This window comes from Paraburkholderia phenoliruptrix (assembly GCF_019511605.1).
Classification (GTDB): domain Bacteria; phylum Pseudomonadota; class Gammaproteobacteria; order Burkholderiales; family Burkholderiaceae; genus Paraburkholderia; species Paraburkholderia phenoliruptrix_A.
On record NZ_JAEUAV010000001.1, the window covers coordinates 473,115 to 496,572 of the forward strand.

The window sequence follows — 23,458 nt, forward strand, 5'->3', positions numbered from 1 at the left end:
TTTGTAAGGTCGCCCCTCTTTGCCGGATATGTCATGAAGCACCGAGCCACCGTTCTGTGTCTGCGCGCCAATCGCATTCTGCTCGTCGCGAGATCCAATGGAAGATGGGCGCTGCCCGGCGGCCGTTGCAAAGCAGGCGAGCCGATATCCGCCGCGGCCGTGCGCGAGCTCGTGGAAGAAACGCAATTGAATGACCTCGCGCTTCACTACATATTCGAGTTCTGGGGCGTACGCACTCGCCACTATGTATTCGCCGCGCGTATCCCCGATGACATGGAGCCAGTACCCAGCCACGAAATTCGCCGATGCCGCTGGGTCCGCGCGAAAGACATTCAATCCGCATGGGTTAGCGTCTCAACGCGTGGCATCGTCCAGGTGCTGTTCGAAAACAATAGCCCCGTGGGTCCCGCTCGACAGGCGAGCCCATTGCGGCCTTTTTTCGAACGAACCTGACACATGAAACGAAGCGGCTGGCACAAGCGTTGCATCGCCGTGAGTGTTGCGTACTCACTCACGGAGTTTCCAAATGGCAGGAGATAATTCGTTCAAGCCTGGCGAAATAGTCAGGACATCTGGCATTTATGCCGTGGTTCATGAAGATGGAAAGGACACATTCGAAGTGACATGCGTGGAGGGAGAACATTTTCCGCCGACACGCAGCGGCAAAGGCGCGCACTTCGAGCTGAAATACGCGGCCACACACGCGCATCGGCATGGCGAGCTGAAAGGCACCGAAGCCCGGCAGGCCTGAGGGTCGCGCATCACTAAACGATCGCTTCCTGCGCCCGCAAGGGCGCGAGCACGGTGCCCAAAACTTCCATAACGCCTTTCGCGCTTGCTGAACGCGCGATCATCAGCCTGTACGACGGCGGCGTGCTATCGCCCGCCGTCCTTGAACGTCTACTAGTCACGTTTGCCGCTGCGAAACCCGACTGGGACACGGAGCCGACCGAGCGCTCAGTAGACGGACGATCCCTTCATGAAGTCGTCGCTCTGACGATGCTACCGGGCGAATCGTTGCGTGCTGCCCGCAAGTCGTTCATGTCCGTGATCCAACACGTTGCCGGCGCGACAAGAACAGAAAAGGCCAGCAGAGCGTCACGTAAAACCGGAGAGGTTGAACAGGAGAAAGACGAGCCGGCAGAAGACGACGAGAGTGCGGAACTCGCCGAGCAATTGACCGGCAGCACACGCGGCGCTCCGTCTAGCCGCAAACGCGGTGCCGCCAAAGCGAACAAGCCCGATACGTCCGCAGAAAGGCCCGCGCGAACCGCCGGATTCAATCCGCTCGTCAACGCCACTGCGCCGCGCAAGAGCCGGAGCTAGGCGCGGCTGGAACACACCCCGTACCGCAGGCACAGTGCTTGCATTGTTTCGCTCGAATGCGCCGCCGCGCGGCGGCGCCCAACATGGAGAGCGACATGCCAGAAAAACAACCGACCCCCAACACGAACGACGCACTCGAACTGCTTATCGCGGATCATCGCGCGGTAGAGAAGCTCTTTACCGCGTTCGAGAAAGCCGAAGAAGACGATCTGGAAGCGAAGGCAACTCTGGCCCAGCGCGCGTGCGAAGAACTGACCATTCACACCATCATCGAAGAAGAACTGCTTTATCCAGCCGCGAGCGAGGCGCTTCCCGAAAGCGATGTGGTCGATGTCGAGGAAGCGTACGTCGAACACTTCCTTGTGAAGACGCTAATTAGCAAATTCGAAACGCTGAAGGCCGGGGACAAGGGTTTCGATGCGACCTTCAAGGTCATGAGCGAAATGGTTCAGCATCACGTCGAGGAAGAAGAAAACGAGCTTTTTCCTGAACTGCGCAAGGCTAATCTCGACGTCAACGCACTTGGCGAGAAGATTGCAAAGCGCAAGATGGAATTGCAGAGCAAACTCGACCAGGTGGGAAGCCACGCTGTCGGCGATAAAACCTGATTCACCTTGCCGTTCATTGCGTGAGCGCGGGCTGACCAGCAATGCGCCGCCCGCAAAAAATACCCGCCCAGTCATGGGCGGGATCGGCAACATCAACACGCCTGCGTTCATTCCGCCGCGGTCCAACCCGGCGGAATTTCACTTTACTTCTGCTGCTTCGCCTTTTCGTTGCCGGCCCGCTCGGCGAACTCGGTGAGCTTCAGGTCGGTTGCCTTTTCTTCTTCCAGCGTTTCCTTCAGCAGATTCACGGCTTCGGTAAAGCCCAACTGCTTGCCGATCGCGCACAAGCTGCCATAAGCCGCAATTTCGTAGTGTTCGACCTTTTGCGCGGCGGCAACCAGACCGGCGTCGAGTACCGCACCCTTTTCGATTTCGTCGATGAGTTCCTGCCCTTCCTCGATCAGGCCTTCCATCGCAACGCACTTCATTCTTTTCAACTTCACGCCGCTCGTTTCTACAACCTTATCGATTCTTTCCACCTGCCCCTGTGTTTCTTCGAGGTGGATTTTGAACGCCTCGCTCAGTTGCGGATCGGACGCAGCACGTGAGAGCTTCGCCAACGCCTTGGTTAATTGCTTCTCCGCGCTGTAGATGTCCGACAGCATGTGAACGAACAGATCGTCGACGGTCTTTCGCTGTGTCATGTGCAACTCCCAGGTAGTGTGATGGAGCCCAGCATCGCGCAACGGGTGTGCCCGAAGGGATCGACGCATTCCAGTAGAGCGTAGCGCGTCCCATTCGCACCGGGAACGGCGCATGCGGAGAACGTCACGCAGTCCGTATTTCCCCCAACCATACTCAACGGAGAAGCCATGTTCGTTCACAACAAGCGACTTCAGTACACCGTGCGCGTCGCAGCGCCCAACCCAGGTCTTGCCAACCTGATGCTCGAGCAATTCGGCGGGCCCCAGGGCGAGCTGGCAGCGGCGTGCCGTTATTTCACTCAGGCCGTTGCCGAAGACGACCCGGGCCGCAAGGATTTGCTGTTCGACATTGCCACAGAAGAACTCAGTCACCTGGAAGTGATCGGTTCGATCGTCGCCATGTTGAACAAGGGTGCGAAGGGCCAGTTGGCCGAAGGTGTGGAGCAGGAGGCAGAACTGTATCGCTCGCTCACGGGCGGCGGCAACGACTCGCACACCACCGCGCTGCTGTATGGCGGCGGACCTGCGCTGACCAACTCTGCCGGCGTGCCGTGGACAGCGGCGTACATCGACACCATTGGGGAGCCCACCGCGGACCTGCGCTCCAACATTGCTGCCGAAGCACGCGCGAAGATCGTCTATGAGCGGCTCCTGAATGTCACGGACGATCCGGGCATCAAGGACGCCCTCGGTTTTCTGATGACGCGCGAAATCGCTCACCAGAAGTCGTTCGAAAAAGCACTGCATTCGATCCAGCCGAACTTCCCGCAAGGCAAGCTGCCAGGCGTGCCTGAATTTACAAACGTGTACTACAACATGTCCGCGGGCGAGGGCGACGCACGCGGCCCGTGGAACGAAGGGCCGGAATGGGAGTTTGTCGAAGCCCCGCAACCGGCAGTGGACGGCGGCGACGGCCTACCCTCCGTCAACGTCACGCAAGCGGATGTCGAAGTACTCGGCGCGCTGGCTTCGCGGACCGCTTCGAATACAGCGACAGACCCGGTGACGGGCGCGGACCTTGGCTCCGGTCAGCAACCCGGCTGAGTGTTTGCCCGCTGCACAGGAAAGTCGCTATAAAAAAGAATGCCGCGAGGCTCTTCGCGGCATTCACCACCGCCCTGTAGCCGGCGGCAAAAAGCGGGCGGTTTTGCTACTTCGCCGTCGCTATGTGCGTCTTCACCTTCACCGGGGGCGCATTGTGGAACGGCGGTTGGGGCACGAATCTGTCGATTACGCCCGGCTCGAACACAAGGCAGCAAGTAGAGCCGCCGTATTGGAAGAAGCCAATCTCGTCGCCTTTCGCAACCCGTTGCCCAGGCAGTGCTTCGATCATGCACGACGAGACATCGGCCATGCCGACGAATACGCAACCCACCTGTCCGATGGCGGGATCGTCGCTTTCGATCACGATCACGGCTCGCGCCGCGATAGCCGTAATGTAGCCCTGCGAGTCGTTCAGACCGCCCGGGTCGCGGCCTTCTGCATCGGCATCTGAATAGTATGTGCCGTCGAGCGCGTAGGCCTTCTTGATCACGCCGCTAATCGGCGCATGCCAGCGGTGGTAATCGAATGCGCTCAGAAAACACTGATAGATCGAACCGCCGACGAAGCGCTGTGCCAGCTCGCGCTGGCTTGCTGAAAACATGTCGAGCAGCGAGTAAGGCTGCGCTTTGATCCAGAAGCTGTCCGTCAGTTTGACATCGCTCTCGATGTTGTAGGGTGCCGCCTCGCAAGCGCTGACAATAATCTTGTGGTTATCCGGCTCGTCCACGGGCCTTGCGCCCTCGCGAAAGCGGCGCGTGAAAAAGTCGTTCCATGAAGAGAAGCCCCAGTACGGCTTGTCCGGATCGCAGCAGAACTGCGACAGATTGATCTTCTTGTCGGCCTCGGGCGAAAACCAGCCGTTCGGTGCAGAGGCATTCAGATGTTCACGCGAATGCGGCCCGCTCAAAAAGCCGCACCAGCAATCAAGCACATGCTTGAGCCGCTGATTGAGCGCCGGGTCGCGAAAAAGCGCGTAGCCGGAGGGCATGCACATCGGCCAGTCGAGCACTGCGTTCAATGGACAGTGGATCAAACTCGTTTCGCTGAACGGCGGCGCATAGGTCATCACATAGTCGATGATCGTCATCAGCTCTTCTATCGACGAATAGCCGAGTACATAGCCCTCGTCGAGCGCCTGGTTGATGGCCCGCGTCATATCCATACGAAGCACCGGGTCGCCGTTCAATAGCGCCGCGAGATGGGTCACCGCCTCGGTACGCGGTGCGTGCGCCGCGCGGGCGCGAGCTTTTTCCGCGAGGTCGGTGCGGTAGCGCGCGAGATGCTCTTCGTTGCTCGGCAGCCAGCCACCGAGCCGGCGCCGCTCGGCCGATTTCTTGTCTGTCATGCTCATCCCTCGATATTGCGTTCAAAAAGTTCAAGAAAAATGCCACGGGCGTTCGGGCGTATGTCCAGCAGCGCGGCGCCGCACTCGGCTACTTCGCGCGCGGCGTGGGCAGCGCGTCGCCTGGTTGCTTGTATCCACTGCGTATCTGCTCGACGCATTCGGCCACCGCCTGCGCCACGTTCACCACTTCCTGCTGCATATCCTCGTCGCGATCGAGCGTTGCGTGACTCGTCGCGTACGGCTCGTAGTAGCCGATAAAGCGGTCGAGCCGCGACTTCGGACCGCACTCGATCAGGCCCATCCAGCCCAGCCAGTCGCTCAACGCGCGACGCGAGCCCTCTATGCCGGCGACATCGCCGTGCACGACCATGCCATAAGCCCTGCCGGCCAGGTGCTTCGGATAATCCCACCCGGCAAGCTCCAACCTCTTCGCTTCCTCAGGCTTCTTGCCGTGCGTGGAAGTAGGATCGGGATTGCCGCCGTCCGCGCAAACCAGGCGATCCATCAGCAGCTTCAGTGGGCTCGTCACCTGGTACCAGTACACGGGTGTGACGAAGATCACGCCGTGAGCAGCCGCAAAGCGCTCGTAGATCTCGTTCATCCAGTCGTTGACGAGTCCCAGCGAATGATTCGGATAGCAACTGCATGGCCAGTGGCAAAGCGGCATTGCTGTCGAAACACAGCCTTTGCACGGGTGAATGTGCAGATCGCGGTCGGAGTTCAGGCGCGACAGATCAAGAAAGTCCACGTTGAAAGCACGCCGCTCCAGCGTGCCTTGCGCGATCTTCGCAAGCCGGAAGCTCTTCGACATTTCGCTCGGACACGTATAGTCGTTGCGCGACGAAGCATTGACGATCAGCACGCGCGACCGGCTAGCCGGATCGCGCTGCCGTGCCTGCGCGGCGTCGATGCGCTCCTTCGCGGCACGCCATTCGACGGACAGATCGTAGTCAGGATCGGCGTAGCCGTCGCCCGCCTTCGCGGTGACCGGCGATTTGCGCGACTGCGAATAAGCGTCCCACGCAATAGCCTCTAGCCGCGCGAGCGCCTCGTCTTCCGCGCGGAAGGCAGGATCGTAGAATCGCGCCATGAAGCGTTCGCGGAAAATGTCGCGCGGCAGTTGCTCGGTGACCTGCCCCCGGCGCACTTCGATGGGCACAGCAGCTATCGATACATTTGACGGATTCTTCGCTTTACTCACGAGGCGGCACACGTAAAACAATATGGCGATAAAGAAGCAAAGCGCATTCCACGCTGAATGCCGCGAGCCGAATCGCACACCAGGCGCGCGATTTGCTAGCTTGACAGGTCTCGTACTCCAGCACGGCAATCCATCACAACATGATGCACTCACGCGACCGCCTGCTCGTCATCTCGCCTCATCTTGACGATGCGGTATTAAGTTGTGGACTACTGCTCTCTGCGAATCCGTCAGCAATTGTCTGCACGGTGTTCACAGCGCCGCCGCGTGAAAACATGTCGACGGAGTGGGACCGCAAGTCGGGCTTCAAAGACGCCTTCGAAGCCATGCAAGCCCGTCAGCGGGAGGACGCCGCAGCCCTGGAAATGCTGGGGGCGCAACCGGTCCATCTGCCCTTTTGCGATGCGCAGTACGAGCAAACCCCTTTGCTCGACGAACTGGCCGAAGCGCTGCTCGACACCGTGCGAGCGCACCGTCCGGACAAGGTCATCGTCCCGCTGGGTCTCTTTCATTCGGATCACACGCTGGTCTCCGATGCCTGTCTGCAACTGGTCACACAAATGCGCGACACGGCATTCCACGCCTATGAAGACGTACCGTACAGACAGATGGACCAAGCCGTTCCCCAGCGCATTGAAGAACTGACGAAACGTGGCTACCGGCTGAGTCCCGCCGAGGACCTGCCCGCCACCGTCAGTCAATCCGTTTCGCATGAACAGATGAAGCGCGAAGCAATTGCCGCATACACGAGCCAGTTGCGCGCATTCGGCCCCGGCGCCGAAACCACGCTCTATTCGACCGAAAAGTATTGGCAGCTGACAAAGCGGCAGGCCGGAACCCAAGCTGCCTGAAAGCGAACGGCACATCGTTTGCTTGACCGGGGCATCGCCTCGTTAAGAACAAACAACAGCATGGAAAAAAAACCGCTTTCCCGGCGCATTTCGGTCGTCGTTCTGACACACAACCGCGCCGACGAGCTTGTGGCTACCCTCGAGCGCTTACTTGCCCTACCGGAAAACCCGCCTGTTTTCGTGGCGGATAACGGCTCGAGCGACAACACTGTCGCGTTGGTGAAAGCGCTCTTTCCCACCGTATGCATCGTCGAGTGCAATGCCAATCTGGGCGCGGCTGGACGCAATCGCGCCGCAGCCTGCGTCGGCACGGACTACGTCGCCTTCTCCGACGACGACACCTGGTGGGAACCCGGCGCGCTCGAACGCGCGGTCCAATTGCTCGATGCGTGGCCGAACGTCGGCATTCTGAGTGGACGCGTGGTAGTGGGCGAGGAGCAGATTACCGACCCCATGTGCTCGATCATGCGGGCTAGCCCGCTCGGCAGCGAAGGCTTGCCGGGCCCGGCTCTGATTGGCTACATGGCGGGCGCAAGCGTTTTTCGCACATCGCTGTTCCGCAAGCTGGGCGGCTACGAGCCGCGGCTTTTCATCGGTGGAGAAGAAGAGCTCGTTGCACTAGACGTACTCGCGTCCGGGCACGCTATTGTCTATTGCGATCAGTTGACAGTGCATCATCATCCGTCGCCGTCGCGCGACAGCGGCTTGCGGCGGCGCACGCTCGCGCGCAATGCCGCGTGGATCGCGTGGCTGCGCCTGCCGTGGCCCGAAGCGTGCCGCGCGACAGCCCAGGCGCTCGCAACCTTCTCGCGCGAAGGTACGCTCGCTCGCGACGGTCTGCCGTTCATGCGCGGCCTTGCGTGGGCGTTGAGAAACCGCAAGCCGGTGCCACCGCATGTCCTAAACCTGCGCGAGCGCGTGAGGACCGGCGAACGCGAGATGGCAGCGCCTGCGCCGAGCACGCGCACAAAGCCGGCGGTAGGCAAAGCCGACGTCAGCACCTGAATCATCAGACGCGTTCGGCGCGTGAGCGCCTGAGCGCCTGAGCGCCCGAACCCTAGGCGCCCGCGCGTGCGGACGCCATCGCGAGGTTGCGAATCTCGCCTATCAGCTTCTCGGGCGCAACCGGTTTCGTCAAATGTGCCTGAAAACCGGCCATTTTGGCTCGCATGCGGTCCTCGCTCTGCGCGTAACCCGTCAACGCGATGGCCGGCACGCGGTCCTGCAACGGCAACTGACGCTCCGCTTCGAGCCGCCGCAAACGGCGCAGCACGTCATAGCCGTCTTCGTCGGCGAGCACGATGTCACATAGCAATGCATGCGGCCATTGCAGGGTCGGCGTCTGCGCGAGCCAGTCCAGTGCTTCCTTGCCCGACGACGCGGTGCGCACGCGCGCGCCGCTCGCGGTGAGCACCGCTTCGAGCGCGTCGAGCGCATCTTCCTGATCGTCGATGGCCATGACGAAGAGACCTTCCAGCGGCGCCGCTCCGTTCTCATCCGCAGGGGGCACTACCTGCGTTTGAGCGGCCGTATCCGCCACGGGACGCAGCGGCAACATCGCCACATACGCGAGCCGGCCGTTGAGGGGCATCAGCGTGAAGCTGCCGCCGGCGGCGGCGAGTGCCTCTTCCATGTAGCGCGCCGCTGCCTGCGACAGCTCCGCGGGCTTCTCGCTCATGCCGAGCACGGTCACCCACACCTGATTGTTATGCCGCTCCACGCGCAATTCGATACGCTGCCCTGGCTTGGCGTGCACGATCTCATTGCGACACAGCTCGGCAATCAGCGGTTGCAGCACGCTCGGGTCGCCGGTCACGCGCAGATCGTTGTCGCTGATCTGCGGATACAGGGTCACGCGTTGGGCCGCAATTTCGTCGTGCAACGCGTCGATCACGCCCGCCATCAACGCGGCGAGGCTGACCGATTGCGCGGTGAGCTTGCGCTGCGCATGCTCCAGTTCGCCCTGCTGCCATTGCAGCGACCACATCTTCGCGTACACGCCGTCGCGCGCGAGCAGTTCGCGATGCGTGCCCTGCTCGACCACCCGGCCATGTTCCATCACGAGAATCCAGTCGGCGTCGACGACGGTCGAGAGTCGGTGCGCAATCACAATCGACGTGCGGCCTTGCGCGAGGCGCGTCAACTCGGTTTGAATCGCGCGCTCGGAACGCGTGTCGAGCGCGGAGGTGGCCTCGTCGAACACGATGATGCGCGGGTCCTTCAGAATTGCGCGCGCAATCGCAATGCGTTGCCGCTCGCCGCCCGAGAGCCGTACGCCGCGCTCGCCGACGCGCGTGTCGTAATGGTCTGGCAAACGCTCGATGAATTCGTCGAGTTGCGCCGCGCGTGCCGCCCGCACCACGTCCGCACGAGTTGCCGATGGCCGCCCATACGCGATGTTGTACGCAATCGTCTCGTTGAACAGCACCGTGTCTTGCGGCACGATGCCAATAGCTTCACGCAAGCTCTTTTGCGTGACCTGGCCGATGTCCTGTCCGTCAATGCGAATCGTGCCGCTGTTCGGCTGATACAGGCGGAACAGCAGCTTCACGAGCGTGGACTTGCCCGAGCCGCTTCCGCCCACAATAGCCAGCGTCTTGCCTGGATAGGCATGAAAATCGACGTCGCGCAGAATTTGCCGCGCCGGATCGTAGCCGAAGTCCACGTGCTCGAACGAGATCTGACCGGCACTTACCACCAGCGGCCTGGCAGCGGGTTCGTCGATATCTTCGCCCACGCGCCCGCGCGCGGCCAGTATCTCGAACATGCGCTCCACGTTCACCATTGCGTCGTTGGTCTCACGAAACACGAAACCGAGCGTATTGAGCGGCATGCAGATCTGGATGATGTACGCATTCACCAGAATCAGATCGCCCACGGTCATGGTGCCGGACACCACATGCTGCGCCGCGAGCAGCATGATCGCGCCGATGCCGAGCGCGATCACCGCGCTCTGCCCCACATGCAATGCGGTCAGTGCGCGCTGGTTCGCAGTCCTCGCATGCACCCACTTTTCGAGCACTGCCGAAAGACGCCGGGTTTCGGTTTCTTCGGTGGCGAAGTACTTGACGGTGTCGTAGTTCAGCAGACTGTCCACCAGCCGGCCGTCCGATTGCGCTTCGAGCGCATTCACCGCGCGCTGGAATGCCACGCGCCGCCGCGTGAAGATGAACGTGTACACCGCATAGCACACGAAGGTCGCGGCGATCGCGATCATGAACTCACGCGCATAATTGTGAACCATGATCGCGACGATGGTCACGATTTCGAACGCGGTCGGCACGATAGTAAACAGCGCGACGCCTAGCAAAAACCCGATACCGTCCGCGCCTTTCTGCACGTCGCGCACGATTGCACCGGTCTCGCGCTTCGTATGAAAGCGCGCGCTCATGCGATGCAGGTGCGCGAAAGTCCGCTCGGTAAACGCGGCCACCGTGCGCTGCGTGACGATGCTGAACACCACGTCGCGCGCTTCGTTGAGCGCATCGCCGAGAAAACGCAGCAACGCATAGGTCAGCACCAGGAACACCGGAAACAGCGCCTGCGCGACCGGGTGCCCCAATTCGTCCACCACATGCTTGAGCACGAGCGGCATCAGCACGGTGGAGAGCTTCGCCGACACCATCAACAGCAAAGCGGCGAGCGTCTGGTTGCGGTAACGCCAGACCGCGCGCATCAGATCGGCGGCAATGCGGCGGGTCAGCTGGGAGCGGGGCAGCGTTGCGGGATTCGGCATGGGGTCCCTGTGAGAGCCGCTGCAGCACCTTCGCTGCAGGCGGACATTTCGATTCCACTACGCGGGCTGGCAAGCGGCGCGACGAAAAGCGCCAAATGGCGAGCGCGCGCCGAGGCCAGTGACGAGCAAACCCTGCGCCCGCCATCGGACAAAACTTAGCACACAGCGCACGCTCGCGACAGGCGCCATTCGTCTTGCATCGCTCAAGGAAAAAATTCGCTTTGTCGTGCAAGCGCTACTCGAATTTACATGACGGCTTGTAGAAAAAGGGAACGCCACACCGCTTCCCCGCCAGTAATAGGGGCACGCTACAGCGCTTGTGCCTACGCACCGTCGCATTGACGTTGCGCGCGTGCCTTGCCGCGCATAGGCACAGCGCATGCTGTGGCCGGTTAACAGCGTCGTATCGCGCGACATTGCATAAGAGTACTCAGCAACGCGCGCCATGCACGCCCTGCCAATGCCTACCTCGCGAAGGAATGTCAATGAAGATCGCCCTCATCAGTGAACACGCCTCGCCCCTCGCCGTCGCCGGAGGCGTCGACAGCGGAGGACAAAACATTTACGTCGCGAACGTCGCGCGTGAACTCACCGAGATGGGCCATCAAGTGGATGTGTTCACGCGCCGCGACCGGGCGCTGCTGCCGCTCGTCTCCGATATGGAAGGCGTGCGCGTGATCCACGTACCGGCCGGACCACCCATGCAGTTGCCCAAGGAACTGCTGCTGCCCTTCATGGACGAGTTCGCCGCATTCCTGATCGAGTTCTTCCGCCGCGAGAAGCAGCCGTATGACGTGATGCACGCGAACTTCTTCATGTCGGGCCTCGCGGCGATGAAGGTGAAAGCAGCGCTCGGCGTGCCGCTCATCACCACGTTTCATGCGCTCGGTCGCGTGCGCCGGATCCATCAGGGTGCGAACGACGGCTTCCCCGACGAGCGTTTCGCAATCGAGGACGACCTCGTCGCGCAGTCGGACGTGGTGATCGCGGAATGTCCGCAGGACGAAGCGGACCTGATCGAGCATTACCAGGCCGACCCCGCACGCATTGAGATCGTGCCCTGCGGCTTCGACGCGGACGAGTTTCATCCAATGGACCGTGCGACTGCGCGGGAAGCGCTCGGCTGGGAGCAGGACCAGTTCACCGTGCTGCAACTCGGCCGCCTCGTCGAGCGCAAGGGCATCGACAACGTGGTGCGCGGTGTGGGCGTGCTGAAGAAGGCTTTCAGGGCGTCGGCGCAACTGTATGTGGTGGGCGGCAACTCGGACGCGCCCAATGAAAAGGCCACGCCGGAAATCGCGCGTTTGCGCGGCATCGCACGCGAATGTGGCGTGGCGGAACAGACGCACTTTGTTGGCCGGCGCGGGCGCGCGCAACTGCGCTACTACTACAGCGCCGCGGACGTGTTCGTGACGACGCCTTGGTACGAGCCGTTCGGCATTACGCCGGTGGAGGCCATGGCCTGCGGCACGCCGGTCATCGGCGCGGATGTCGGCGGCATCCGCTATTCGGTGGCCGACGGCGTCACCGGCTTTCTGGTGCCGCCGCGCGATCCGGCCGCGCTCGCGGCGCGGCTCAACCAGTTGCGGCGCGATCCCGCCCTCGCGCGGCGCATGGGCGAAGCAGGTCTCGAGCGCGCGAGGAAGGAGTTCACCTGGCGTGGCGTGGGCGAATCGCTCGCGCACATTTATATGCGCACCGCGCGGCTCATGCCTGCCAAAAGTGCGGAAGAACGTGTGGAGGTTCGACTGCGCGCGGCCGCCGGCGCATCGTTCCGCTAGCACGCCGCGCCCCACTGCTGCGCTCCCAGCACGATTTGTTTCGCCGAGCCGGAGCGGATGAATTATCCGCCTGCGGAGAACCATTCACGTTTTGAGCACCGCCATCATCATGCTGCAACCCGCTGTTTTTCTCGACAAAGACGGCACGCTGCTCGACGACGTGCCCTACAACGTCGACCCTTCGCTGATGCGCCTCGCACCCGGCGCTCGCGAAGCGTTGACCCTGCTCGCGAGCCAGCCGTTTGCGCTGTTTGTGATCAGCAATCAGTCGGGCGTAGCACTCGGCAAGTTTCAGCGCGCGGCGTTAAAGGACGTGGAGGCCGAACTCGCACGCATGTTTGCCGAATGCGGCGCGACGCTCGCAGGCGCGTATTGGTGTCCTCATCACCCGGACGGCAGCGTGGCGCCCTACGCGACCGCCTGCGATTGCCGCAAGCCCGCGCCTGGTCTGCTGCTGCGCGCGGCGCGCGAGCATCGGCTCGATCTCGCGCGGAGCTGGTTCATCGGCGACATTCTCGACGACGTGGAAGCGGGCAATCGCGCCGGCTGCCGCACGATTCTGCTCGACAACGGCCACGAGACCGAGTGGATCGAGGGCCCGCAGCGTGTGCCGCACGCGCGCGCCGCGGATCTGCATGAGGCGGCCCGCATCGTCATGGGTAGTGCCGAAGCAGCGCTACGGTCCGCGCCTGCGGGCGAGGAAGCCGCTCAATGAATGCGCCGCTATTGATCGCTCAACCCATGCTCGCGCACGCTCGCGTGCCCGATAGCCCGCAGCTTGCGCATTGGGGCGAGGACATCAAGCGGATCCTGTGCGTGCGGCTCGACAACCTCGGCGACGTGCTGATGACCACGCCGGCGCTGCACGCGTTGCGCGAGTCCGGTCCCGGGCGCCACATCACGCTGCTCGGATCGCGCAGCGGCGCCGCGCTCGCGCCGTATCTGGACGATGTCGACGACGTGATCGAATACGACGCGCCGTGGGTCGCGAATCCGTCCACGAGCTCGCGCTCTCTTGCCGACGATCAACGCATGCAGGAGCGCCTGCGGCGCGGCAATTTTGATGCGGCGGTGATCTTCACCGTTTACAGTCAGAGCCCGTTGCCCGCGGCGATGCTGTGTTATCTCGCGGGCATTCCGCGGCGCCTCGCGCATTGCCGCGAGAACCCGTATGCCTTGCTCACCGACTGGCTGCGCGAACCGGAGCCGCAGCAGCGCACACGTCACGAGGTTGAACGGCAGCTGGACCTGGTCCGCCAGGTGGGCGCACATGCGCCCGACACCCGCATGCGCTTCGCGGTGCACGAGTCGGACCGGCGCACGCTGACGAAGCAACTCGCGGCGCGCGGGCTGCAGGTCGATGCAAACGGCAGCGCGCCGTGCATCGTGTTGCACCCCGGTGCAACCGCCGCCTCGCGCCGCTATCCGCCCGAGCGTTTCGGTCAGGTGGCGACGCGGCTCGCGCAGGAAACCGGCGCGCCCATTCTGATCACCGGCGGCGCAAGCGAGCGGGATCTCGTCGAGGCTGTGATTGCCGCCGCCGCGCCGCGCGTGCGGGCGCAACTGCACGATATGAGCGGCGCGCTGACGCTCGGCGAACTGGCGGCGTTAATCGAGCGTACGAGTGTGCTGGTTTCGAACAACAGCGGCCCGGTGCATCTCGCATCCGCGCTGGGCACGCCCGTCGTCGATCTGTATGCGCTGACCAATCCGCAACACACACCGTGGCAGACACCACATCGCGTGCTGTTTCGCGATGTCGAATGCCGCTGGTGTTATCGCAGCGTGTGTCCGCAACATCATCACGCGTGCCTGCTCGGCGTGACGCCTGGCGAGGTTGTGACAGCCGCGCTCGAGCTGCGCGCCGAAGCCCAATCGCGCGCCGCGTCCCCGCGTCGTGCTTCCAATAACGAAACCGCTGCCGATCACACCGACGCGGCGCCGCCGTGCGCCGGTCAACCGGTGGTGCCCTGACAACCCACTCCTACAGCGAACGCTCATGTACACACTCGGAATCAATGCCGTCTACCACGACAGCGCCGCAGCCCTGCTGCGCGACGGTGTGGTGCTCGCCGCCGCCGAAGACGAACGCTTCACGCACGTCAAGCATGCGAAGCGCCCCGTGCCCTTTTCGACCTGGCAACTGCCGTTCGACGCGATCGACTATTGCCTGAAAGCCGCCGGCATCACGCTTGCCGACGTCGATCATGTTGCGTACTCGTACGATCCGAGCCTTTTCAGCGGCATGCCCAAGCGCCCCGGCGCGACCATCGAACTGCCGTTCGATCCGGCCAACACGCGGCTGTCCGACCCGTCCGCGTCGCCGTGGGACCCGCTCTTTCTCAGCTACATAGCGAATGCCAAGGGCCAGTTGCTCGACGGCGCGCCGCATCATCTGCGCAAGCGCTTTCAGGGCGTGGATCGCGATAACGGCTTCAAGTGGCATTTCGTCGAGCATCATCTCGCGCACGAAGCCAGCGCGTTTCTCGCCGCGCCCTACGACAACACCGCCGTGCTCACGATGGACGGCCGCGGCGAAGGCGTGACGACCAGCATGGGCCAGTTCGTCGACGGCGAATACACGCGGCTCAAGCAGGTCGAGCTGCCGCATTCGCTCGGTCTTCTTTATGAAGCCGTGACCGACTGGCTCGGCTTTCTGCATTCGTCCGACGAGTACAAGGTGATGGCGCTCGCGTCGTACGGCAAGCCGGAATATGTCGACGTGTTCCGCGACATCGTGCGCTATCGCGGTGACGGCAGCTATACCGTGGACGCCCCGCGCCTTGTCAAACGCTTTGGCCCGGCGCGCGAACGCGGTGGTCCGCTCGAGCAGCGTCACTTCGACATTGCGCATTCATTGCAGCGCGTGCTCGAAGAAACCGTCCTGCAACTCGCGGGCTGGCTGCATGAGAAGACCGGTCTGCGCAAGCTCAGCATGGCAGGCGGCGTCGCATTGAACTGCGTGATGAATTCGAAACTGCGCGACGCGGGTCCTTTCGACGAAGTGTGGGTTCAGCCCGCAGCCGGCGACGCGGGGACCGCCCTCGGCGCAGCGCTGTGGATCGACTACCGCGAACGTTGCGAAACGGGCGATCGCAAGCGTCATTGGACGATGGATCACGCGTACCTTGGCCCTGAGTACCCGGAAGAGGAAATCGAACAGTTCCTCAAATGGTCGAAAGTGCCGTACAGGAGGCTCGACGATATTGCCGGCGAAACGGCGGACCTGCTCGCAAGCGGCAAGGTGATCGGCTGGTACCAGGGGCGCACCGAATTCGGTCCGCGTGCGCTCGGCGCGCGTTCGATTCTGGCCTCGCCGGTCGACCCGCACATGCAGGCCAAGCTCAACGAGATCAAGGACCGCGAGGACTTCCGCCCGGTCGCGCCAGTCGTCATGGAAGAGCATGCGAGCGAATGGTTCGTGAACGGCAACGTCGCGCCCTTCATGCTGTTCGTGTTCGACGTGCGGGCGGACAAGGCCGCGCGCATTCCCGCCGTGCGGCATGTGGACGGCACGGCGCGCGTGCAGACCGTCAACCGTTCGCAGCATCCGCTCTATTACGATCTGCTCGCCGCGTTCAATCAGCGTACCGGCGTGCCGATTCTCGTGAATACGTCGTTCAATACGCGCGGTGAGCCGATGGTCAATTCGCCGCGCGACGCGGTCGAGTCGTTCTGGACCTCGCCGCTCGACGCACTGGTGATCGGTCCGTTCCTCATCGACAAGACGCGGGGCAGCGCATGAGTTCATCCGCTACGGGACCCCTCGACGTACGAGGCAGCTTCGGCCAGCCGCACAGCGAGGCAGAGCCCCTTGTGGCGGGCTATCCTGGCGCGCTGCTCGCGCACCTCGACATCTCCGTGGTGGTGCCGACTTACCGGCGGCCCGACATGCTGGCCGCGTGCCTGCGCGCGCTCACCGAGCAGGAGTTTCCCCCCGGCCGCTACGAGATTGTGGTGTGCGACGACGGTCCGGACGAAGCGACGCGCGCCTGCGTAGCCCGCATCGCAGCCGAACAGGCGGAGCGCGGCCTCGCGGTGCGCTATGTGCCGGTCACTCGCACGCAAGGTCCGGCAGGCGCGCGCAACGCGGGTTGGCAGCAGGCGCGCTCGCCGGTCATTGCTTTCACCGACGACGACACGCTGCCGGATCGGCACTGGCTGCAAGAAGGGCTCGCGGCGATTCGCGAGGGCGCGGCCGCCGCGGCGGGCCGCATCGTCGTGCCGCTGCCCGCGTCACCGACCGATTACGAGTTCGATGCGAGCGGCCTCGAGCGCGCCGAATTCGCCACCGCCAATGTGTTCGTAGCCCGAAGCTTTCTCACGATGACAGGCGGCTTCGACGAACGCTTTACAGCGGCATGGCGCGAAGACTCGGACCTGCAGTTCACGTTGCTGCAAGCCGGCGGCAAGATCGTGCGCGCCAACGAGGCGCTGGTCGTGCATCCGGTACGCCCGGCACGCTGGGGCGTGAGCATTTCGCAGCAGAAGAAGAGTCAGTTCGACGCACTGCTCTATAAGAAGCACCCTGAACTCTTCAGGACGCGGATTCGCTCGTCCCCGCCCGTGCTCTATTACCTGATTCTGTGCGCCTCGTGCGGTGCGCTGATCGGCGCGCTGGCGGGCGACGCCACCACGTTCACGCTCGGCCTGCTTGCATGGTTCCTGTTGACCGCCTACTTCTGCGTGATGCGTTTGCGTGGGCGCGACCGCAGTTGGCGGCACATTGCCGAAATGGCGTGGACATCCATTCCGATTCCCTTCCTGTCGATCTACTGGCGGCTTTACGGCGCTGTACGTTACAAGGTGCTCTTTCTATGAATGCAGGCTCATTGCTCGCATCGCTCGCACCCCGGCGCATAGCGGTTTTTCGCGCGCTACAACTCGGCGACATGCTGTGCTCGGTGCCCGCATTGCGCGCGCTGCGCGAGGCCGCGCCGCAAGCGCATATTGCACTCATCGGCTTGCCGTGGGCGCAGTCGTTTGTCGAGCGTTATGCGGATCTCGTCGACGAACTGATCGTGTTTCCCGGTGCAGAGGGCTTTCCTGAGCAACGCGAATCCAACGACGGCCTGCCCGCGTTCCATGAACAGATGCGGGCGCGGCGCTTCGATCTCGCGATCCAGTTGCACGGCAGCGGCGGCGTGGCGAACGACCTGCTGCTGCAGTTCGGTGCAAGCAGCAACGCTGGCTTTGTCCAGCCACAGGAGCAAGCGCGCGATGGCGTGTTCATCGACTGGCCGGACGATCTGCCGGAGCCCGAGCGCTATCTCGCGTTGATGAGCGCGCTTGGCGCCGAAACGAGGGACCGCCAGTTGTGGTTTCCGCTTAGCGAGCGCGACGGCGAAGAATATGCGTCGCTCGTTGCCGCCCACGGTATCGAGGCGCAGCGCCTCGTGCTGATTCATCCGGGCGCGCAATTGCCTTCGCGCCGCTGGCCCGCCGCGCGTTTCGCGGAAGTCGCGGACCGTCTCGCCGCCGGCGGCTGGCAGATTGCGATTACAGGCACGGCCGCAGAAGCATCGCTGACCGGTGAGGTGCTCGGCGCGATGACCGCGCCCGCGTTGCATCTGGCCGGCGCGACGTCGCTCGGCGGACTGGCTGCGCTCGTCGCGCATGCGCGACTCGTGGTCTGCAACGACACCGGCATATCGCACATCGCCGCAGCGACCGCTACCGCTTCGGTGATCATCGCTTCGGGTAGCGACACGCAACGCTGGGCGCCGCTCGATCACGCGCTGCACCGCGTGCTGGCGGATTATCCGCCGTGCCGCCCGTGCATGTTCCGTGAATGCCCGTATGGTCATCCGTGTGCGCTGAACATCGGCGTCGATCTGGTGGTCGAGACGGCGCTCGCGCAACTCGCCGGCGTTCATGGCGCGCATCCCGCCGCACCGTACGCATTGCACACCCAGGCCGAAACGGGGCCCTTCGAGGAGTTGAATCATGCTGCGTAATTGCCGCCGTCTGCGGGTGCTGACATGGCACGTCCACGGCAACTATCTTTATTACCTGACCCAGGCGCCGCACGATTTCCATCTGGTCACGAAGCCCGGCAATCCGCCCGGCTACGCAGGCAAGGTCGGCGTGCTGCCCTGGGGCGACAATGTCCACGAAATCAATGCGGACGACGTGCCCGATCAGGAGTTCGACGTCGTGCTCTATCAACACAAAACTCACTGGGAACACGACCGGGAGCACGTGCTGAGCGAAGCGCAACGGCGCCTGCCGCGCATTTATATCGAACACGATCCGCCGCAGGAAAACCCGTTCCAGCAGTGGCATTGGGTCGACGACCCGGACACGCTGCTGGTGCACGTCACGCACTTTAACCAGTTGATGTGGGATTGCGGCGTGACGCCCACTCGCGTGATCGAGCACGGCGTGGTGGTGCCCGAAGGGGTGCGCTACAGCGGCGAACTGGAACGCGGCATTGTGGTCGTGAATCACCTGGCGCAGCGCGGACGGCGGCTCGGCGCCGACGTATTCGCCGACTTGCGCACGCGTGTGCCGCTCGATCTCGTGGGCATGGACGCGCAGCGCCTGGACGGCATTGGGGAAATCGGCAATCTGGATCTCGCCGCGTTCACCGCGCGCTATCGCTTCTTTTTCAATCCGATTCGCTGGACGAGCCTCGGCCTTGCAATTGTCGAGGCGATGACAATCGGCATGCCGATTGTCGGCCTCGCGACCACCGAACTCGCCACCGTGATTCGCAATGGCGAAAACGGCTTCGTGCACACCGACATCAACGCGCTGGTCGACGCCATGCACGAGTTGCTGCGTGACCCCGCGCAAGCGCGACGCCTCGGCGAAGGCGCCCGGCGCACCGCGCTGGAGCGATTCCATATAGACCGCTTCGCGCAGGACTGGCACGACGCCCTGCTGCAGGTCACCGCATAAGCCGCCAGTCGAACCACCACAAGGACGACGCAACATGAAAGAACTCACCCGCAAGCGGATTCTGGTTACCGGCGGCGCCGGCTTTCTCGGCTCGCACCTGTGCGAGCGGCTCGTCACGCAAGGTCATGACGTGCTGTGCGTGGACAACTTCTATACGGGCACGAAGGACAACATTGCGCATCTGCTGGACTGCGCGAACTTCGAACTGATGCGTCACGACGTGACGTTTCCGTTGTACGTGGAGGTGGACGAAATCTACAACCTCGCGTGTCCGGCGTCGCCGATTCACTATCAGCATGATCCGGTGCAAACCACCAAGACGAGCGTGCATGGCGCAATCAACATGCTCGGCCTCGCCAAGCGCGTGAAGGCGAAGATCTTCCAGGCCTCGACGAGCGAAGTGTACGGCGATGCGCTCGTGCATCCGCAGAAAGAAGACTACTGGGGCCACGTCAATCCGATTGGCCCGCGTTCCTGCTACGACGAGGGCAAGCGCTGCGCCGAAACGCTCTTCATGGACTACCGCCGCCAGCATGGCTTGTCCATTCGCATCGCACGGATCTTCAACACGTATGGCCCGCGCATGCACCCGGCCGATGGCCGCGTGGTGTCGAACTTCATGATGCAGGCGCTGCGCGGCGAGCCGCTCACGCTTTACGGCGACGGCTCGCAAACGCGCTCGTTCTGCTACGTGGACGACATGATCGACGCCTTCATTCGCCTGATGAATTGCGCCGACGATCCGGGCGGCCCGGTCAACCTGGGTAATCCGCACGAAGTGAGCATGCGCGAAATTGCGGAGCGGATCGTCGCAATTACCGGCTCCAACTCGCCACTCGAATTGCATCCGTTGCCAACCGACGACCCGTGGCATCGGCAGCCGGACATTTCGCGCGCGCGCGAGTTGCTCGGCTGGCAGCCGCAAACCTCGCTCGACGAGGGGCTCGAGCAGACCGCGCGCTACTTCCGCGCGCGGATCGAGGCGGGCTTCGGAACGAGTTCTGAAGTGGGCCCGGAAGCGCGGACTGGCGCAGGCGCTGGAGCTGGCTCGAGAGCCCACTCCAACGCGGGCACGGTCGTCTCGCCCTCGCCTCAGCGCCCCGCTCTCACGTAGCTCGCGAGAAAGGTGCGCGTGCTGCCGTCCGGGAATTGCACAGCCACCTGTTCGCCGCTCGCGAGCGCGACCTCGCCCGCGCCGTAGCGCGGCACGCGCACTGCATCGCCGGGCGCCCAGACGCGCGGTTCGCGCGGCGTATTCTTCCTGCGCGGCGCGACCTCGTGCTCTGACGTTGCGCCTGCAACGATATCCTGCGGCGTCACATCGATCTGCGGCGGACGCACACAGTTATCGCACACTCCGCAGCGCTCGACGGCAGGCGTATCGCCGTAATAATCGAGAATCGCGCGCCAGCGGCACTGGCCTGTTTGCGCGTAGTCGATCATTGCCTGCAGCGTTTCGCGGTCGTGCGCGCTCATCTGTTCGAATTGCGCCGCAGCTTGTGCGACGGTGTCGCGCGCCGGCTGCCGTACGTCGTCGCGACTGCGCAGCCGGTAACGACGCTGACGATCGCGGCCCGCCACGCGCGCATCGACCAGCATGTTTAACGCGACTTCAAGCTTGCCCGCGCCCACATCCGGCAACGCGTCTTTGAGTGCCTTGAGCGTCGCGCCCTTCGGGTCTTGGTCGACTAGCGCCGCCAATGTGTCGTATACGCGTTGTGCGAGTTCGACGCTCGGATAGCGCCCGGCAAGGAAGAACTGCTGGATACGCTTGTCGTTCAGATCGAACAGCAGCACGCAGTCGGCAGGCTCGCCATCGCGACCCGCGCGGCCAGTTTCCTGGTAGTACGCATCGAGGCTGCCCGGAATCTGGTAGTGAATGACGAAGCGAATGTCCGCTTTGTCGATGCCCATACCAAACGCATTGGTTGCGACCATCAAACGCGTTGCACCGGACATGAACTGCTCCTGCGCCTGTTCCCGCGCGGCCGCTGCCATGCGCCCGTGGTAGCGCGAGACCGATTCGCCTGCTTCCGCCAGCCAGCCGTAGATGCGATCGACGTCGCGCACGGTGGCTGCATACACGATGCCGGTGCCCGCAAGCGACGCGATCAGCGTGGACAGCTGCTCGCGCTTTGCAGCCATCGCACGTGCAGCGCCGTCCTTGCCGCCTGCCGTGCTGACCTGCACCACCCGGTAGTGCAGATTCTCCCGATACGTGCCGGTGCGCACCACGCGCGGCTCGCGCAACGCGAGCGAGCGCACGATGTCGTCGATCACGCGCGGTGTCGCGGTGGCAGTCAGCGCGAGCACGGGCGGCTGTCCCAGCAGCTTCACCGCCGCCGCGATCTCGAGAAACGCGGGGCGGAAATCGTGGCCCCAATGCGATACGCAGTGCGCTTCGTCCACCACCACGAGGCCGACGCGATTTTCCGGGCGCGAGCGCAACGTTTCGATGAACGCCGGCTGCGCGAGACGCTCCGGCGTCACGAAGACAATCCCGCTGTCGCCCGCGGCGATGCGTTGCAGCGCTTCGCGCTCGGCACGGCTCTTGAGCGTGCTGTTCACCAGCGTGCAGTCAATGCCCGCCGCGAGCAGCTTGTCGGCCTGATCCTTCATCAGCGCGATCAACGGTGAAACGACAAGCGTCGTGCCCTCCAGATGCAGCGCGGGCAACTGATAACACAGCGACTTGCCCGCGCCGGTCGGCATCGTGGCAAGGGTGTCGCGGTGCTCCAATACGCTGCGAATAATGTCCTCCTGGCCGGCTCGCAAACGCGCGATACCGAACATGTCGCGCATAGTCTTGCGCATGCTGCGAAGCCGTTGGTCGAGTGTCATGGTTAGAAGCAGGTGTCCTTGCGGGCAGGCTCGCCCGCGGTGAGGTGAAAGTTCACAGCAATCCGCGTGCAGCGCAGCGCGGGTATCGCGCTTGCTCGATCCACGATGTGCATGAACGAATGCGTGAACGAATGCGTGAACCAACCAGAAGGAGGAAGCGATGAATCAGGAACCGTCCGATCCGGTCGAACGCGCGAACCAACGGCGCGAAGAGCTTCGCGATGGCGACGTGAAGGTGAAGTCCGACGGCAAGGTCGAACAGCGCCCGCACGGAAACATGGACGCCACGCTCATTCCAAAAGGGAAAGATCATCCGGAAGAAGGACCCTACACGCCGGAGCACGATCACGTCGATCCGGATCTGGAGCCCGGCGGCGCGAAGGGGCATCCCGCCAGTAAAGACGACCTGGAGGCGTAAACCAGCCCGCGCTGCGATACGCGCGGAGCGCCGCAGTTCGTTCAGGAAGCCGAACGAAGCCTACCGGCCATAGCAACCGGTACGCTTCATCCGTTTCATGCCCCGTTCGTCGCGTTGCCGGCTCGGCCGGCTCCCGCCCGCATCGCTGAAGCGTCGCTGCGCGTGTACGGCGCGAGCGCCTCGGGCGTACGCATGTCACGCGGTATCTCGAAGTCCGCAAGCGCGGCACCGCGCATCTGCTCCGGCGATTGTGCAAAACCCGAGCGGTCGCCGTAGTCGGCCGACGGCGCGCGCGGCGCACTGGACGCGCACTTCGCGGCATACACGTCTAGCGCCGTCACACACGCAACGTTGAGCGCCGCAACGCCGGCGCGTTGCCGCTCGCGCGCACTCAATTTGTTCGACGACAGCGCCAGCGTGCCGAGGTCCAGCGCATCGCCGCCCACACGCGCCCATAAGAACGGCCGCGGGTTGCGCGACGCCAGAATGCCGACGCCGCACGCGAGCTCGCGCAAGCCATAGAAACGCATCGCGCCGGCGCCCGTCTCCACACCGGCGACGCGGGCCATGGTGCGCGGCGCGACGAGTTCGGCGACGCCCAGCGCAATGCTGAACCAGCCAAGGCCGCGCGCAACCGAGTCGGCTTGCGGCAGCCTTTCCTTCAGCGCACGAGCGCCCTCCTTGAAGTCACTACGAGAATCCATTTGCATCACCTTCGTTCTTGAGAGCCGCGATCGGCGCGGCTCCGGTGGCTAAAAAA

At 63.4% G+C, this 23,458-nt stretch carries 22 protein-coding genes; 16 read left to right on the top strand and 6 right to left on the bottom strand.

Annotated elements, in window-relative coordinates:
- The first annotated feature begins 33 nt into the window (after window positions 1-33).
- The 4 genes from JNB89_RS02040 to JNB89_RS02055 all read left to right on the top strand — a co-directional run bounded on the left by JNB89_RS02040 (window position 34) and on the right by JNB89_RS02055 (window position 1,934).
- On the top strand, window positions 34-453 hold the full coding sequence (locus JNB89_RS02040; protein ID WP_220361058.1) for an NUDIX hydrolase: 420 nt from the start codon (window positions 34-36) through the stop codon (window positions 451-453).
- 73 nt (window positions 454-526) lie between these two features.
- A complete protein-coding gene (locus tag JNB89_RS02045) occupies window positions 527-751 on the top strand; it encodes a hypothetical protein (RefSeq protein WP_013341520.1) in 225 nt (74 codons plus the stop codon).
- Window positions 752-804: 53 nt separating this feature from the next.
- Complete coding sequence (locus JNB89_RS02050; protein WP_220361059.1) at window positions 805-1,326, top strand: hypothetical protein; 522 nt, start codon at window positions 805-807, stop codon at window positions 1,324-1,326.
- Window positions 1,327-1,421: 95 nt separating this feature from the next.
- Complete coding sequence (locus tag JNB89_RS02055) at window positions 1,422-1,934, top strand: hemerythrin domain-containing protein (protein ID WP_135891772.1); 513 nt, start codon at window positions 1,422-1,424, stop codon at window positions 1,932-1,934.
- 143 nt (window positions 1,935-2,077) lie between these two features.
- On the opposite strand, the gene JNB89_RS02060 is transcribed toward JNB89_RS02055, so the two are convergent.
- Complete coding sequence (locus JNB89_RS02060) at window positions 2,078-2,578, bottom strand: ferritin-like domain-containing protein (RefSeq protein ID WP_013341523.1); 501 nt, start codon at window positions 2,576-2,578, stop codon at window positions 2,078-2,080.
- A gap of 168 nt (window positions 2,579-2,746) precedes the next feature.
- On the opposite strand from JNB89_RS02060, the gene JNB89_RS02065 reads away from it, so the two are divergent.
- Window positions 2,747-3,622, top strand: a complete 876-nt coding sequence (locus tag JNB89_RS02065; protein ID WP_013341524.1) for a manganese catalase family protein — start codon at window positions 2,747-2,749, stop codon at window positions 3,620-3,622.
- A gap of 106 nt (window positions 3,623-3,728) precedes the next feature.
- Here the strand turns inward: JNB89_RS02065 and JNB89_RS02070 are convergent, their stop codons facing one another.
- Both JNB89_RS02070 and JNB89_RS02075 read right to left on the bottom strand, forming a co-directional pair.
- The gene (locus JNB89_RS02070) at window positions 3,729-4,967 is read right to left on the bottom strand and encodes a phosphatidylserine decarboxylase family protein (RefSeq protein ID WP_220361060.1); all 1,239 of its coding nucleotides are present in this window, start codon (window positions 4,965-4,967) and stop codon (window positions 3,729-3,731) included.
- Window positions 4,968-5,055: 88 nt separating this feature from the next.
- Complete coding sequence (locus JNB89_RS02075) at window positions 5,056-6,087, bottom strand: flavodoxin family protein (protein ID WP_220361266.1); 1,032 nt, start codon at window positions 6,085-6,087, stop codon at window positions 5,056-5,058.
- 224 nt (window positions 6,088-6,311) lie between these two features.
- Here JNB89_RS02075 and JNB89_RS02080 point away from each other — a divergent pair, with 224 nt between their 5' ends.
- Together JNB89_RS02080 and JNB89_RS02085 are read left to right on the top strand one after the other, a co-directional pair.
- Complete coding sequence (locus JNB89_RS02080; RefSeq protein WP_223216687.1) at window positions 6,312-7,019, top strand: PIG-L deacetylase family protein; 708 nt, start codon at window positions 6,312-6,314, stop codon at window positions 7,017-7,019.
- A gap of 60 nt (window positions 7,020-7,079) precedes the next feature.
- A complete protein-coding gene (locus tag JNB89_RS02085) occupies window positions 7,080-8,024 on the top strand; it encodes a glycosyltransferase family 2 protein (RefSeq protein WP_220361062.1) in 945 nt (314 codons plus the stop codon).
- A 52-nt stretch (window positions 8,025-8,076) separates the two neighbouring features.
- On the opposite strand, the gene JNB89_RS02090 is transcribed toward JNB89_RS02085, so the two are convergent.
- Window positions 8,077-10,755: an ATP-binding cassette domain-containing protein gene (locus JNB89_RS02090; protein WP_220361063.1), complete on the bottom strand. Its 2,679-nt coding sequence runs from the start codon at window positions 10,753-10,755 to the stop codon at window positions 8,077-8,079.
- A gap of 485 nt (window positions 10,756-11,240) precedes the next feature.
- Here JNB89_RS02090 and JNB89_RS02095 point away from each other — a divergent pair, with 485 nt between their 5' ends.
- From JNB89_RS02095 to JNB89_RS02130, 8 genes are all read left to right on the top strand, one after another.
- Window positions 11,241-12,536 (top strand): glycosyltransferase family 4 protein, encoded by a 1,296-nt coding sequence (locus JNB89_RS02095; protein WP_220361064.1) that lies wholly within the window; start codon window positions 11,241-11,243, stop codon window positions 12,534-12,536.
- Between the two features lie 109 nt (window positions 12,537-12,645).
- Window positions 12,646-13,251, top strand: a complete 606-nt coding sequence (locus tag JNB89_RS02100; protein WP_220361267.1) for a D-glycero-alpha-D-manno-heptose-1,7-bisphosphate 7-phosphatase — start codon at window positions 12,646-12,648, stop codon at window positions 13,249-13,251.
- Window positions 13,248-14,510, top strand: a complete 1,263-nt coding sequence (gene waaF, locus JNB89_RS02105) for a lipopolysaccharide heptosyltransferase II (RefSeq protein WP_220361065.1) — start codon at window positions 13,248-13,250, stop codon at window positions 14,508-14,510. The genes JNB89_RS02100 and waaF overlap by 4 nt, the downstream gene beginning before the upstream one ends.
- A 25-nt stretch (window positions 14,511-14,535) precedes the next feature.
- A complete protein-coding gene (locus JNB89_RS02110) occupies window positions 14,536-16,281 on the top strand; it encodes a carbamoyltransferase family protein (protein WP_220361066.1) in 1,746 nt (581 codons plus the stop codon).
- Window positions 16,278-17,357: a glycosyltransferase gene (locus JNB89_RS02115; protein ID WP_220361067.1), complete on the top strand. Its 1,080-nt coding sequence runs from the start codon at window positions 16,278-16,280 to the stop codon at window positions 17,355-17,357. Before JNB89_RS02110 ends, JNB89_RS02115 begins: the two co-directional genes overlap by 4 nt.
- On the top strand, window positions 17,354-18,493 hold the full coding sequence (locus JNB89_RS02120) for a glycosyltransferase family 9 protein (protein WP_220361068.1): 1,140 nt from the start codon (window positions 17,354-17,356) through the stop codon (window positions 18,491-18,493). The genes JNB89_RS02115 and JNB89_RS02120 overlap by 4 nt, the downstream gene beginning before the upstream one ends.
- Window positions 18,483-19,439 carry a glycosyltransferase family 4 protein gene (locus JNB89_RS02125; RefSeq protein ID WP_220361069.1) on the top strand — a complete coding sequence of 319 codons (957 nt, stop codon included), beginning with the start codon at window positions 18,483-18,485 and terminating at the stop codon, window positions 19,437-19,439. Before JNB89_RS02120 ends, JNB89_RS02125 begins: the two co-directional genes overlap by 11 nt.
- Window positions 19,440-19,473: 34 nt before the next feature.
- On the top strand, window positions 19,474-20,553 hold the full coding sequence (locus JNB89_RS02130; protein WP_220361070.1) for a UDP-glucuronic acid decarboxylase family protein: 1,080 nt from the start codon (window positions 19,474-19,476) through the stop codon (window positions 20,551-20,553).
- Here the strand turns inward: JNB89_RS02130 and JNB89_RS02135 are convergent.
- A complete protein-coding gene (locus JNB89_RS02135; RefSeq protein WP_220361071.1) occupies window positions 20,532-22,280 on the bottom strand; it encodes a RecQ family ATP-dependent DNA helicase in 1,749 nt (582 codons plus the stop codon). The two genes, JNB89_RS02130 and JNB89_RS02135, sit on opposite strands and share 22 nt — an antisense overlap.
- Window positions 22,281-22,440: 160 nt before the next feature.
- Between JNB89_RS02135 and JNB89_RS02140 the strand changes: the two genes are divergently transcribed.
- Window positions 22,441-22,698 carry a hypothetical protein gene (locus JNB89_RS02140; protein ID WP_220361072.1) on the top strand — a complete coding sequence of 86 codons (258 nt, stop codon included), beginning with the start codon at window positions 22,441-22,443 and terminating at the stop codon, window positions 22,696-22,698.
- A gap of 95 nt (window positions 22,699-22,793) precedes the next feature.
- On the opposite strand, the gene JNB89_RS02145 is transcribed toward JNB89_RS02140, so the two are convergent.
- Window positions 22,794-23,402, bottom strand: a complete 609-nt coding sequence (locus JNB89_RS02145) for a hypothetical protein (RefSeq protein ID WP_220361073.1) — start codon at window positions 23,400-23,402, stop codon at window positions 22,794-22,796.
- Window positions 23,403-23,458: the final 56 nt, after the last annotated feature.

Bases quoted from the DNA above. Each gene is read 5' to 3' on its own strand.
- waaF (WP_220361065.1), top strand. From the start codon at position 13,248: ATGAATGCGCCGCTATTGATCGCTCAACCCATGCTCGCGCACGCTCGC.
- JNB89_RS02135 (WP_220361071.1), bottom strand. From the start codon at position 22,280: ATGACACTCGACCAACGGCTTCGCAGCATGCGCAAGACTATGCGCGAC.
- JNB89_RS02070 (WP_220361060.1), bottom strand. From the start codon at position 4,967: ATGACAGACAAGAAATCGGCCGAGCGGCGCCGGCTCGGTGGCTGGCTG.
- JNB89_RS02120 (WP_220361068.1), top strand. From the start codon at position 17,354: ATGAATGCAGGCTCATTGCTCGCATCGCTCGCACCCCGGCGCATAGCG.
- JNB89_RS02060 (WP_013341523.1), bottom strand. From the start codon at position 2,578: ATGACACAGCGAAAGACCGTCGACGATCTGTTCGTTCACATGCTGTCG.
- JNB89_RS02115 (WP_220361067.1), top strand. From the start codon at position 16,278: ATGAGTTCATCCGCTACGGGACCCCTCGACGTACGAGGCAGCTTCGGC.
- JNB89_RS02140 (WP_220361072.1), top strand. From the start codon at position 22,441: ATGAATCAGGAACCGTCCGATCCGGTCGAACGCGCGAACCAACGGCGC.
- JNB89_RS02130 (WP_220361070.1), top strand. From the start codon at position 19,474: ATGAAAGAACTCACCCGCAAGCGGATTCTGGTTACCGGCGGCGCCGGC.
- JNB89_RS02125 (WP_220361069.1), top strand. From the start codon at position 18,483: ATGCTGCGTAATTGCCGCCGTCTGCGGGTGCTGACATGGCACGTCCAC.
- JNB89_RS02085 (WP_220361062.1), top strand. From the start codon at position 7,080: ATGGAAAAAAAACCGCTTTCCCGGCGCATTTCGGTCGTCGTTCTGACA.
- JNB89_RS02095 (WP_220361064.1), top strand. From the start codon at position 11,241: ATGAAGATCGCCCTCATCAGTGAACACGCCTCGCCCCTCGCCGTCGCC.
- JNB89_RS02080 (WP_223216687.1), top strand. From the start codon at position 6,312: ATGCACTCACGCGACCGCCTGCTCGTCATCTCGCCTCATCTTGACGAT.
- JNB89_RS02055 (WP_135891772.1), top strand. From the start codon at position 1,422: ATGCCAGAAAAACAACCGACCCCCAACACGAACGACGCACTCGAACTG.
- JNB89_RS02040 (WP_220361058.1), top strand. From the start codon at position 34: ATGAAGCACCGAGCCACCGTTCTGTGTCTGCGCGCCAATCGCATTCTG.
- JNB89_RS02145 (WP_220361073.1), bottom strand. From the start codon at position 23,402: ATGGATTCTCGTAGTGACTTCAAGGAGGGCGCTCGTGCGCTGAAGGAA.
- JNB89_RS02065 (WP_013341524.1), top strand. From the start codon at position 2,747: ATGTTCGTTCACAACAAGCGACTTCAGTACACCGTGCGCGTCGCAGCG.
- JNB89_RS02110 (WP_220361066.1), top strand. From the start codon at position 14,536: ATGTACACACTCGGAATCAATGCCGTCTACCACGACAGCGCCGCAGCC.
- JNB89_RS02100 (WP_220361267.1), top strand. From the start codon at position 12,646: ATGCTGCAACCCGCTGTTTTTCTCGACAAAGACGGCACGCTGCTCGAC.
- JNB89_RS02090 (WP_220361063.1), bottom strand. From the start codon at position 10,755: ATGCCGAATCCCGCAACGCTGCCCCGCTCCCAGCTGACCCGCCGCATT.
- JNB89_RS02045 (WP_013341520.1), top strand. From the start codon at position 527: ATGGCAGGAGATAATTCGTTCAAGCCTGGCGAAATAGTCAGGACATCT.